Source organism: Pseudoalteromonas sp. J2K-J031, from assembly GCF_058197095.2.
Map to the genome: position 1 here is coordinate 2541161 of NZ_CM200279.1, position 12110 is coordinate 2553270.

Consider the following 12110-nt stretch of genomic DNA (forward strand, 5'->3'; position numbering starts at 1 on the left):
TCATTACGATAATATCGTTATCTTAGTTCAACAGGCACGGCAAATACGACGTTTTCTATTTCACCTGGGTTTTCAACCACATGATCTGCACCCCATTCTTTTAGTTGAGCAACAACTTGCTTAACTAAAATCTCAGGCGCTGATGCCCCTGCAGTCACACCAATGGTATCACTTGGTTTAAACCATGCTTGATCCATTGAACTGGCATCATCGATTAAATAAGCCGTTGTGCCCATTTTATCAGCAAGCTCACGTAAACGATTTGAATTTGAACTATTTTTTGCGCCAACAACAAGCAATACATCAGCTTTTTCAGCCAATTCACGCACTGCATCCTGACGATTTTGAGTGGCGTAGCAAATATCATCTTTGCGAGGACCATCAATTTGAGGAAACTTAGCACGAAGCGCATCAATGACATCTGCAGTATCATCAACCGACAATGTCGTTTGGCTACAGTAAAAAAGATTAGCAGGGTCTTTAACAGCTAAATTAGCGACATCTTCAACTGTTTCAACTAAATAAATCCCCCCTTTTTTACTGTCGTATTGGCCCATAGTGCCTTCAACTTCAGGATGGCCTTGATGACCAATTAAAATACATTCAGTGCCACGACGACTTGCGCGTGTCACTTCCATATGTACTTTGGTCACTAACGGGCATGTCGCATCAAAGACTCGAAGCGCTCGGCGTTTTGCTTCAGCCCTAACCGCCTGAGACACTCCATGCGCACTGAAAATAACAATGTTGTCATCAGGAACTTGATCTAGCTCATCAACAAATACAGCGCCGCGTTTTTTCAAACTATCCACAACGTATTTGTTATGTACCACTTCATGGCGAACATAAATCGGTGCAGTAAAAATATCTAATGCACGTTCAACAATGCTAATAGCGCGGTCTACACCAGCACAAAAACCACGAGGATTGGCCAATAAAACTTTCATTAATTGGCCACCGAAATAATTTCAACATCAAACGTTAAATGCTGACCTGCTAAAGGGTGATTAAAATCAACCGTTACAGAATCACCAGCAACCTCACGAATAAGTCCAGGAAGCTCAGTACCATCTTGTTGTGTGAAAGCAATAATAGCGCCCACTTGAGCAGGTACATCAACACCAAATTTACTACGATCTAGATGATAAATATTATCAGGGTTAGGCTGACCAAAGGCATCTTCAGGTGCAAGTTCAAACGATTTATTGTCACCTGCTTTCAAACCTAACAAACATTTTTCAAAATTAGCAGTAAGACTACCATCGCCCATCACTAGTTTTGCTGGCTTGTTATGAACCTTACTTGAATCAGCAGCAGAGCCATCAGACAACTTAATTGAAAAGTGAAATACAACTTCTGATTGTGAACCAATTACTGCATCAACCATGCTTTAACTCCTCTGACTTTTGATCTCGAAAAGCATCTAAAAGTAATAACCCGGCCCCGATACAAATCGCACTATCGGCAATGTTAAATGCAGGGAAGTGCCAGTCACCATAGTAAAAGTGAATAAAATCAACTACATAACCATAAGCCAAACGGTCATATAAATTACCTAAAGCACCAGCAAGCACTAAAGAATAAGCACCACATAACACTAAATTTTTAGCCGGTAATTTTTTTAGCCACCAAGTTAATAAAATACTAATACTGATAGCGATAATACTGAAAAACCAACGCTGCCAACCACCCGCCTCACTTAAAAAGCTAAATGCGGCACCATAATTATGTACATATGTCAGATTAAACACAGGCAAAAGCTCTATCGACTGATAGAGCTCCATTTGTGTGCTAACGACATATTTCGATACTTGGTCAACAAGCAATAATACAACTGTTAACCACAACCAAACTAAACCACTTTTGTTATTTAGCACACCTTGCTCCTAAGCAAATTGACGTTGTTCACCATCGCCATCTACGTTAGTAACACAGCGACCACAAATGTCTGGGTGTTGCGCATTGCTGCCAACATCGTCGGTATAATGCCAACAACGCTCACATTTTTTGCCTGCGGTTGCACACACACTAATCGCTAAGCCATCAATTTCAGTTGCTTGTGTATCTGCACCTGCTAATGCACTCGATGAAATTGACACTTTTGAGCACAATAAAACAAAACGAAGTTCAGAAGCGACTCTATTTAAATGCGCAGCCAGTTCACCATCAGCATAAAGTGTCACTTCTGCTTGCAACGCAGCACCGATTAATTCAGCTTTACGAGCGCTCTCAAGCTCTTTGTTAACTTGGTCACGTACCGTTAAAATTAATTGCCAGAATGTATTGGTTGCTTCAGCATTTTCAGCTTTAACTAGACCTTGATACCACTCACCCGTGAAAACAAACTGCTCGCGCTCACCTGGCAATACTTGCCAAATTTCTTGGGCAGTAAAGCTCATAATTGGTGCCATCCAACGCGTCATAGCTTCAGCAATATGAAATAACGCCGTTTGACATGAACGGCGAGCTAAACCATCCGCTTTAGCTGTATATTGACGGTCTTTAATGACATCTAGATAGAACGAGCCAAGCTCAACGGTACAGAAGTTCATTAGCTTTTGCGTTACAACCAACATTTGGTAGTCATCGTACGCGGCAATGATTTCATCTTGAATAACCGCTGCACGGTCTAAAATCCAACGATCAAGTTCAACCATGTCTTCAACTGCTACTAAATCAGTCGCAGGATTAAAGCCATTTAAGTTCGATAACAAATAACGACTGGTATTACGGATACGGCGGTAACGGTCTGCTGCACGGTTAAAGATTTCATCAGAAACTGTCATCTCAGCCGTATAATCTGTAGAAGCCACCCATAAACGTAAAATATCAGCACCCAATTTATTCATCACATCTTGTGGTGAAATTACATTGCCTAATGATTTAGACATTTTGCGGCCGTTTTCATCAACCGTAAAACCATGGGTAAGCACTTGACGATAAGGTGCATGACCATTAATCGCTACAGAAGTCATCATCGATGACATAAACCATCCACGATGTTGATCTGACCCTTCAAGGTATAAATCAGCAGGTCCGACTAAATCTTCACGTGCATCAACGACACACGCATGAGTCACGCCTGAGTCAAACCATACATCTAAAGTATCTTGAACTTTGACGTATGTTTGTGAATCTTGTTCGCTTAGCAACTCTGTAATTTCAAGGTCATACCAAGCTTGAATACCTTTTTCCTCGATACGAGATGCAACTTGCTCAATTAGGTTGGCCGTATCAGGGTGTAAATCACCAGTATCTTTATCTACAAACAACGCAATTGGTACACCCCAGGTACGTTGGCGTGAAATACACCAATCTGGACGGGCTGCAACCATGTTTTCAATACGGCTTTCACCCCACTCAGGTAACCATTGGGTCTTTTTAATTTCACGCAATGAATCTTCACGCAAATTAGCTTGATCCATGCTGACAAACCATTGTGGCGTAGCCCGGAAAATAATCGGTGTTTTATGACGCCAACAATGCGGATAGCTATGAGTTAATGCTTGATGATGCATGAGAGTACCCTTTTCTTTAAGTACTTCAATAACACTTGCATTCGCTTTAAACACATGTTGACCAGCAAAAAGTGGCGTGTCTGGTAGATAAACACCATTTGCACCCACAGGGTTGGCGACCTCTAAATCATATAGTTTACCAACCACGAAATCTTCTTGACCGTGACCTGGCGCAGTATGAACAGCACCCGTACCTGAGTCGATAGTAACGTGTTCAGCCAAAATAACTGGCACAGTAAAATCATAAAAAGGATGTTGAACTTGAAGATGTTCAAGTTGAGCACCTTGGCAATAACCAAGTGCATGATATTGAGTAAAGCCATAGCGATCCATTGCATCTTTTACTAAATCAGAAGCAATGACTAAACGTTGCTTACCTGCGTCAGTTTCAACTTGAACTAAGCTGTATTCAACATTTGCATGAAGCGCAACTGCGCGGTTTGCAGGTAATGTCCATGGTGTCGTTGTCCAAATAACGACTTTAGCATCGCCTTCACCTTGGTGATCAGCAAGTAAAGAAAACTTTTCAGCAAGTAATGCTTGGTCAATAAAGCTAAAGCTCACATCAATAGCTGGCGATTGTTTATCTTGATATTCCACTTCCGCTTCAGCAAGTGCTGAACCACAATCTGTACACCAATGTACAGGTTTAGAACCTTTGTGAAAATGGCCATTTTTGATGATACGACCTAAAGCACGCACTGCATTTGCTTCAAAATCAAAATTCATTGTTAGGTATGGGCGATCCCAATCACCAAGCACACCTAAACGGATAAAGTCCGTTTTTTGGCCATCGACTTGTTGATTAGCATATTCACGACATTTTTCACGAAACTCAGCTGCCGTTACTTTTTGTCCTGGCTTACCAATTTTCTTTTCAACTTGTAATTCAATCGGTAAACCATGGCAATCCCAACCAGGTACAAATGGTGCATCAAAGTCAGAAAGGGTTTTAGCCTTGATAATAATATCTTTTAAAATTTTATTAACTGAGTGACCTAAATGAATATTACCATTAGCGTATGGCGGGCCATCGTGCAGAATAAACGTTTTTTTACCTTTTTTCGCTTTACGAATTTGGCCATATAAATCCTGTTCATACCATGTTTTGAGCATGCTTGGTTCGCGATTGGCAAGATTGCCGCGCATTGGAAACTCGGTTTCCGGTAGATTCAAAGTATGTTTGTAGTCGCTCATTAATCCTACTTTCCGTATCGGCTACTAAAATTAAATAAAACACTGCTTAGCTATTTTCACATCTGCTTGAATTTGTGAAATAAGGTCAGCTAAGGTGTCAAATTTTTGCTCATCGCGTAGTTTTTTTACTATTTCTACGCTAATAAATTTTCCGTACAAATCATCTGAAAAATCAAATAAATGTACTTCTAACAATGTGGTTTTTCCATTGAGTGTCGGTTTACAGCCGATATTAGCTACGCCCCGTAGTATTCCGTTGGTGGTTGCAACACTCACTGCAAACACCCCATGTAATGGACTTACTTGTCTTTTTAACGCGATGTTGGCTGTCGGAAAACCAAGCTCTCTGCCTTTTTTCCAACCATGGATCACTCGCCCTGAAATAGTATAAGGATGACCCAACATCTGTTGTGCCGCCGTAAAATCAGCATTTACAAGCGATTTTCGAATGGCTGTGCTGCTGACGCGACAATTTTCTTGACGATAACTTGCTGTATTTTGTACAGATATTGCAAGCTTTTCGCCCAATTGCTGCAACAAGCTAAAATCACCACTGCGATTATTACCAAACTTAAAGTCATCACCAACTGTCAGTGCTTTAACCCCAAGTTTTTGATGCAAGATAACGTCAACAAAATATTCTGGCGCTAATTTAGCAAAAGCTGCATTAAATTGAATACAAATAACGCGCTCAATACCAATTTTTTTTAATAAAGTCAGTTTATCTCGTAAACGAGTCAAACGAGCTGGAGCATGATTTTTGGCAAAAAACTCTTGGGGCTGAGGTTCAAATAACATGACGGTACTTGGTAAACCAAGGCGCTTTGCGTCCGAAATTAAGCCGTTGAGTACTGCAACATGCCCCAAATGTACGCCATCAAAATTACCAATTGTGAGTACACAACCTCGATGTCGGTCTCTAATGTTATGAACGCCTCTCACTAGCTCCATCGAGTTAATAACCTTTCTATTTTTAAGCCAAATGCACACTAAGTGGCGATTATAATCTTTTTTTTGTTAGGATTCAGCACCCATGACATTTTTTATCATATGAGGCCTCAGACCCAGTAACAGTAGCATTAAAAAATAACTCGTTGCTGCCAATATCAAAAGCCCAGTCAAAACCAAAATTTGATCTACCAAAGTGCTTTGCTGCCATGCAAATAAACCTTCAACATAATAAACAATACCCGCCATTACACATGCCGATACCAAGCACTTTAAGCTAAAAATAATGCTAAAACGAGAAATATGATAAACACCTTGTTTAGAAAGAAAGTAATATAATAACAATGCATTACACGTTGCTGAAAGAGAGGTTGCCAAGGCCAAACCAATATATCCCATAAAAGGCGCAAGCATTAAATTAAAAACCATATTCAATACCAGAGCAATAATACCTACCTTCACCGGTGTTTTTGTATTTTGCTGTGCATAAAAACCTGGAGCTAATACTTTTATCAACATAAAACTCACCAGACCAACAGCATAAGCAGTTACGCCATGTGATACTTTTTCTATATTATCAACACCTTCAGCCATAAACGCACCATGACCAAATAAAACAGTAATAATAATTGGGCTAATGACAATCAAACCAAATAAAGCAGGTAATCCAAGCCAAATAACAAACCGCACCCCCCAATCCAGAGTCGCTTGAAAACGATGACCTTGTTGTTCAACATGCAGTTTAGATAAAGCTGGTAGGATCACAGTCGCAATACCAATTCCAAACAATCCGAGTGGAAACTCGATTAACCGATCAGAATAATATAACCAAGCGATAGAGCCTGTCGTCAACAAGGAAGCTATAACCGTATCGAGTAATAAATTAATTTGACTGACTGACACCCCAAATATCGCAGGTAACATTAGTTTTCTGACTTTTTTAACATTCTCATCTTGCCAAGCCCACTGAGGCTTTGCTAATAATCGCGCCTTATACAAAAATGGAATTTGAAATAATAACTGCACTATTCCACCAATAAATACACCTATGGCAAGCGCAAAGCCTGGTGAACTAAATTGGTCATGAAGTAATAGTGCACAGGCAATCAAGCTAATATTGAGTAAAACAGGGGTAAAAGCAGCAACAGCAAAACGATTATAAACATTAAGTACCGCACCAGAGAGTGCCACTAAGCTGATAAAAAACAAATAAGGAAAGGTTAATTTAAGCATCACTGCCGCAAGTTCGAATTTTTCACCACCGGGACCATCATCAAGCCACTCAATAAACCAACCAGTGCCAAAAACAGCAACCACAACCGGCGAGCCAATCACCCCTAAGGCAGTAATAATAAGCAAGATAACACCTAAGGTACCACTCGCTTTGCCAATAAACTCTCTGACACTATCATCGCCATGTTGAGATTTTATTTCGCTTAATACAGGCACAAACGCTTGTGCGAACGCACCTTCCGCAAATAGGCGACGCAAAAAATTAGGAATACGATTGGCAAATAAAAAGACATCCGCAGCGGCACTTGCCCCGAGTAAATTCGCAACAACAGAATCTCTTACTAAACCAAGGACTCTTGATATCATAGTCATCGCACTGACTATCATTCCTGACCTAAATAACCCTTTACCCACGCCCCACCTTCAGATTACCGAAAAACAACATGCCATTATGCCACAAAACCTACAACTGCCAACGACACAACATTATCAGCAAGCAGTTTATTTTTTTCTGATAATAACAGACAATTAAGACTAGTACTGATACTGACTACTTTGTTACAATAGCGACATTAACTGCTAGAGCGGCCAAAAGGATGTTCGTTAAGAAGTGGTTTTTATGAAAAGATAATTGACATTATCACGAAATAAAGGCATATTCCTCGGCCTTTAAATTAAGCTTTATTTAAGATTGTTAGGAGCAAACCTTGGCTAACATCAAGTCTGCAAAGAAACGCGCTTTAACTAGCGAAAAACGCCGTCAACACAACGCAAGTCGTCGTTCAATGATGCGTACTTTTTTCAAAAAAGTAATTGCCGCTATTGAAGCTGGCAACAAAGAAGCTGCACAAGCAGCTTTTACAGTGGCTGTACCTGTATTAGATCGTTACGCAACTAAAGGTCTAATTCACAAAAACAAAGCTGCTCGTCACAAGAGCCGTTTAGCTGCAAAAATCAAAGCACTTTAATTTGTTTTGATTACAAAAAAACCGGCATTTGCCGGTTTTTTTATAACTAAAATTCAATAATACTTTTTTAACGGCTACTTCCCTATTAGGCATCATATTCACTCACTTAAAAAGTATGCTTAACACCTAAAAAATTATGATAGCTTTAAATCAGGTGCAAATTTTTTCAAAATAGCAGCTATTTTTTTCGGTGAAAAAGGCTTAACGACAAACCCTTTTGCCCCCTTGTCGATTGCGTCTTTAACATTCTCAACGGTCGAGTGAGCAGAAACCATCACCACATTACTACTTGGTGATATATCATTTAGCTTTTCAATAATTTCTTTACCATTTCCATCAGGTAGCTCGATATCTAAAAAAATAATCGAATATTTATTATCCTGAGTTAATTGCAAACACTGCCCTGCAGTTGATGCTTGATCTATGTTATCAATCCCTAAATGCACTAATGTTTGCTGGAGAAAGTTTCGTACCGTACCAACATCATCAACAATTAATACAGAGAAATCTGCATCCATAATTCATCCTATTAATTTAATTCTTATAATTACGCTGCGGTTGCTGCTTAAGCTATATGAGCTATTATAGACGCTAACCAATAGCTTGTGTGCTAAATTATCAGTTTACATGCCATTCATAGTCTAATTAAAAAAACCATTATGTCCATAAAGATTAAACAACAAAAAATATTATCTGCGGATGAACTAAAAAAACGACAGCGTGCAAAAAAAGCAAAAGCGCACACAATGCACGCTAAAGCAGCACCATTAAAAGACACCGACAGCCCTGTACAAAAAAAGCCTATATCACTGATACGTTTAGCAACATTCGCAATCATAACTGGTATCATTTTAATTTCTCCCAAGCCCAGCTTAATTACTTACGAGAAGTCAGGCCTTGTTGCTCAAAGCATATATTGGCCTGATTTTTATTTCATTGAAGAGCGAATACTTGATAGCCATATAAATGTATCGATAGATAATGAAGAAGAAAATATCTTTTTTTGTCACACTAATACTGATATTTCGGGTTGCCAAAAATACAGAATTATCGAAAAAAGAGGAATGTTAGCCGTATTCATTCATGTGATTAATGATTAGAAAAACTAATGAGTAAATTTTAATTATTCTCATTTGTCTACTGCATAATTTATCACCATAATAGCGCTCAAAATATCATACCGGAAAAGGAATAATGGAGCTTCTAGCTACACAATCAATCAACTTAATAGGTTTAGCACTTTGCATTGGCGCTTTTTTTATTAATAACGTCATATGGCTACGCATAGCTGCATTAGGTGGTTGCATTATCCTTTTCATATGTCATCGATTTGAAGCATTACCCACAGGCAATATTTCTAATATCACCCTAGTACTGATCAATGCTTTTTATTTATTTAAAGTATATACACATGGTCAACTAGACCTAGACTAAACACAATAAGTTACTTCTATGAGGTTTTCCTAGTAATCACAGTAAAAACCTCGTCTCACCTTCGCATAATGGTTATACTGAGCAAAAAGTTTAGAGGTGCGTTATGACCATTTCTGATGACGCTTTATTTAACGAATTCTTGCAAGATGTAGTACCTATTAGTAATAGCCCTTTCATCAGAGCAAAAAAATTACTCACACCATCGGATGCGCAACTTGAGAAACAAAAAGCTGCATTAGCCGACAATGATTTACATCAAAATTCTTTAACGCAAGAACCGATCGTATTTGTCGATCCCTACGATGTTTTATCTTACAAAAAAACAGGTGTACAAGCTGGGGTCTTTAAAAATCTTCGCTTGGGGAAATATCAACTTGATGCCAGTTTAGAACTTCAAACCGTCAAACTTAATCGTGCAAAAGATACTTTAATCAGTTTCTTACATGAATGCCAACAACGTAATATTCGCACCATTTTAATTCGACATGGTATAGGACTTTACAATAAACCTCATGCTGCTGTACTTAAAAGTTACTGTGCAAAATGGTTAACTGACATGCCAATAGTTCTTGCCTATTACAGCGCGCAAAAACAGCATGGTGGGGTTAGCGCAACTTATGTATTACTGACAAAAAATGATGAAAAGAAGCAAGAAAATCGAGAAGCGCACTTTAAAAAGAGATAAAGCCCTGTAGGGCTTTATTTTGTTTGAATGGTGTCTACACAAGAATCAACACTTTGTGCAGACGCTTGGTTAAACCAAGCAGAAATAGCTAACACCGCAACAACCAAAGCAACAGAACTTAGTTTAACTCCACGGTTTGCAGAACGCTGCATAACTCCCCCAATTAAATTTATTATTAGTTATTATTGGAATCTTTATTATTGTTATTCGCACATTTATTGTACGAACAGTAGTCTATCTAACTTTCTAATTTTTAACAATACATTTACAGCAATTAGTAACCATTTCTTCGATTAATACAATTAATGAGTGTTTTTCCAGATTGACTGCGTCGGTAATTATCTGCAATTTGCGCAACCACAGTATTGATATCAGTCAAAGCCGAAGCATGCGGAGTGATTGTTATTTGCTTGCAACCCCAAAATGAATGATCTTCTGGTAAAGGCTCAACAGTAAAAACATCCAATACTGCATGGGCTAACTGTTCGGTTTCAAGTGCCTTGAGCAAATCGTCCTCCACTAAATGCTTTCCTCGACCGACATTAATTAACACACTGTTTTTAGGCATCACATCAAACAAAGTATGATTTAAAATTCCATGTGTTTCCGCAGTTAAAGGCAATAAGCAAATTAAATAATCCGATTGGCTTGCCATCTTTATTAAACCGTCTTCACCATAATAATTCGCTATATCAGTGTATTTTTTTTCACTTTTACTCCATGCACTCACATTAAAATTATTTTGTAGCAAAACGTCTGCAACTTTACGCCCTAATTGACCAAAGCCTAAAATACCGACGTTTCGCCCCTGATGAGCGCGCTTTGGATACCAATGTACAGCTTGTTGCTGCTGCAAATACTGAGACACGCGTAATTTATGGGATAAAATATGACCGAGTACATATTCCGCCATATCCTGTGCGAGCATCGAATCGACAATACGAGCAATTGGGACATCGGGTACTGCATCACTCAAAAGGCCATCAACTCCAGCACCAAAAGATGATATTGCTTTAAGGTTGGGCAGCTGTTGCCAAATATCCTCTGGTGGTAACCAAGCTAGCACAAATGTTACTGCGTCAAAATCTCGCACATGAGGCCATACCTCAATGATTTCATTAGGTAATAAATCAGATAACTTCTGCTCCAGTTTAGCTGTATCGCGATTAGGGATCACAATTAATAAGCTCATATTTGGTTCCTGTCATTAAAGCATCATGGATTGATCATTGCTTTGTCACCAATATTTTTTACTGTTACATCATACTGAGTTTGACTAACAAGGTACCCGTGTCATGGATAAAACACTCAAAGTAAAAAGTCTTTTTATCTCTGATTTACACTTAGGCTATAAAGATTGCAAAGCAAATTATTTGTTAGACATGTTAAAACATATCCAACCTGAAGTCCTCTATCTGGTCGGTGATATTATTGATTTTCAATCCCTTAAAAACAAACTCTATTGGCCAAGCGCGCACTATGAGGTGTTACAACAATTTATCGTAATGCAACAGCAAGGCTGCAAAGTGATTTACATCCCAGGTAATCATGATGCCTTGGTACGACGTTATGCCAATCATTTTTTTGCTGGGGTCGAAATAAAACAGCAGGTAATTTTTCAAAGCCTTTCGGGTAAACAATTTTTAGTTTGTCACGGCGATATCTTTGATGCCGATGTGTGCCTTGGAAAATGGCAAGCCCGCCTTGGGGATATGCTGTACGATTTGTTGTTATTCTTAAATCGTTGGTATAACAAAGCTCGCCGAATATTAGGGCTAGAATATTTTTCGCTTGCAGCGTATATCAAATCAAAAATTAGTGGCGCGACTTTAGCTATTAGTCGCTACCAAGATGCAGCATTAAAATACGCCAAAAAACACAACCTCGACGGGGTCATTTGCGGCCATATTCACAGCGCCGAAATCGTTTATAAACATCAAATGATTTACATCAACGATGGCGACTGGATAGAGAGTTGCACTGCTTTTGTTGAACACCACGATGCAAGCATGGAATTGATTTTTTGGACTGAACAACAAAAAAGCATTGAGAAAATCAGCTCTATCGCAATTCACGCCGCTTAAATTAAATCTGACAAATTAGCGTCTTAAAACTGTCATTATTTTA

At 38.9% G+C, this 12110-nt stretch carries 14 protein-coding genes; 5 read left to right on the plus strand and 9 right to left on the minus strand.

What is annotated here, in order from left to right; genetic code table 11:
• Positions 1 to 17: 17 nt before the first annotated feature.
• From ispH to murJ, 6 genes are all read right to left on the minus strand, one after another.
• Positions 18 to 947, minus strand: a complete 930-nt coding sequence (gene ispH / locus AC3KZC_RS11475) for a 4-hydroxy-3-methylbut-2-enyl diphosphate reductase (protein WP_490577985.1) — start codon at positions 945 to 947, stop codon at positions 18 to 20.
• Positions 947 to 1387: an FKBP-type peptidyl-prolyl cis-trans isomerase gene (gene fkpB, locus AC3KZC_RS11480; protein ID WP_490577984.1), complete on the minus strand. Its 441-nt coding sequence runs from the start codon at positions 1385 to 1387 to the stop codon at positions 947 to 949. The genes ispH and fkpB overlap by 1 nt, the downstream gene beginning before the upstream one ends.
• Positions 1380 to 1877: a signal peptidase II gene (gene lspA, locus AC3KZC_RS11485; RefSeq protein ID WP_490577983.1), complete on the minus strand. Its 498-nt coding sequence runs from the start codon at positions 1875 to 1877 to the stop codon at positions 1380 to 1382. The genes fkpB and lspA overlap by 8 nt, the downstream gene beginning before the upstream one ends.
• A gap of 9 nt (positions 1878 to 1886) precedes the next feature.
• Positions 1887 to 4715: an isoleucine--tRNA ligase gene (ileS, locus tag AC3KZC_RS11490; RefSeq protein ID WP_490577982.1), complete on the minus strand. Its 2829-nt coding sequence runs from the start codon at positions 4713 to 4715 to the stop codon at positions 1887 to 1889.
• 30 nt (positions 4716 to 4745) lie between these two features.
• Positions 4746 to 5666 (minus strand): bifunctional riboflavin kinase/FAD synthetase, encoded by a 921-nt coding sequence (gene ribF / locus AC3KZC_RS11495; RefSeq protein ID WP_490577981.1) that lies wholly within the window; start codon positions 5664 to 5666, stop codon positions 4746 to 4748.
• A gap of 66 nt (positions 5667 to 5732) precedes the next feature.
• On the minus strand, positions 5733 to 7268 hold the full coding sequence (gene murJ, locus AC3KZC_RS11500; RefSeq protein ID WP_490577980.1) for a murein biosynthesis integral membrane protein MurJ: 1536 nt from the start codon (positions 7266 to 7268) through the stop codon (positions 5733 to 5735).
• Between the two features lie 335 nt (positions 7269 to 7603).
• Between murJ and rpsT the strand changes: the two genes are divergently transcribed.
• The gene (gene rpsT, locus AC3KZC_RS11505) at positions 7604 to 7864 is read left to right on the plus strand and encodes a 30S ribosomal protein S20 (protein ID WP_009837310.1); all 261 of its coding nucleotides are present in this window, start codon (positions 7604 to 7606) and stop codon (positions 7862 to 7864) included.
• 134 nt (positions 7865 to 7998) lie between these two features.
• On the opposite strand, the gene AC3KZC_RS11510 is transcribed toward rpsT, so the two are convergent.
• Complete coding sequence (locus tag AC3KZC_RS11510; protein WP_490577979.1) at positions 7999 to 8382, minus strand: response regulator; 384 nt, start codon at positions 8380 to 8382, stop codon at positions 7999 to 8001.
• Positions 8383 to 8523: 141 nt separating this feature from the next.
• Here AC3KZC_RS11510 and AC3KZC_RS11515 point away from each other — a divergent pair, with 141 nt between their 5' ends.
• From AC3KZC_RS11515 to smrA, 3 genes are all read left to right on the plus strand, one after another.
• On the plus strand, positions 8524 to 8964 hold the full coding sequence (locus AC3KZC_RS11515; protein WP_490577978.1) for a hypothetical protein: 441 nt from the start codon (positions 8524 to 8526) through the stop codon (positions 8962 to 8964).
• 94 nt (positions 8965 to 9058) lie between these two features.
• Complete coding sequence (locus AC3KZC_RS11520; protein WP_490577977.1) at positions 9059 to 9298, plus strand: hypothetical protein; 240 nt, start codon at positions 9059 to 9061, stop codon at positions 9296 to 9298.
• Between the two features lie 103 nt (positions 9299 to 9401).
• The gene (gene smrA, locus AC3KZC_RS11525; RefSeq protein WP_490577976.1) at positions 9402 to 9983 is read left to right on the plus strand and encodes a DNA endonuclease SmrA; all 582 of its coding nucleotides are present in this window, start codon (positions 9402 to 9404) and stop codon (positions 9981 to 9983) included.
• Positions 9984 to 9997: 14 nt separating this feature from the next.
• Here smrA and AC3KZC_RS11530 read toward each other — a convergent pair whose 3' ends face one another.
• Both AC3KZC_RS11530 and AC3KZC_RS11535 read right to left on the minus strand, forming a co-directional pair.
• Positions 9998 to 10135, minus strand: coding sequence for a hypothetical protein (locus AC3KZC_RS11530; RefSeq protein ID WP_490577975.1), 138 nt, complete (start codon positions 10133 to 10135; stop codon positions 9998 to 10000).
• A 122-nt stretch (positions 10136 to 10257) separates the two neighbouring features.
• Positions 10258 to 11175 carry a 2-hydroxyacid dehydrogenase gene (locus tag AC3KZC_RS11535; RefSeq protein ID WP_490577974.1) on the minus strand — a complete coding sequence of 306 codons (918 nt, stop codon included), beginning with the start codon at positions 11173 to 11175 and terminating at the stop codon, positions 10258 to 10260.
• Between the two features lie 103 nt (positions 11176 to 11278).
• On the opposite strand from AC3KZC_RS11535, the gene AC3KZC_RS11540 reads away from it, so the two are divergent.
• Complete coding sequence (locus AC3KZC_RS11540; RefSeq protein ID WP_490577973.1) at positions 11279 to 12067, plus strand: UDP-2,3-diacylglucosamine diphosphatase; 789 nt, start codon at positions 11279 to 11281, stop codon at positions 12065 to 12067.
• Positions 12068 to 12110 lie beyond the last annotated feature (43 nt).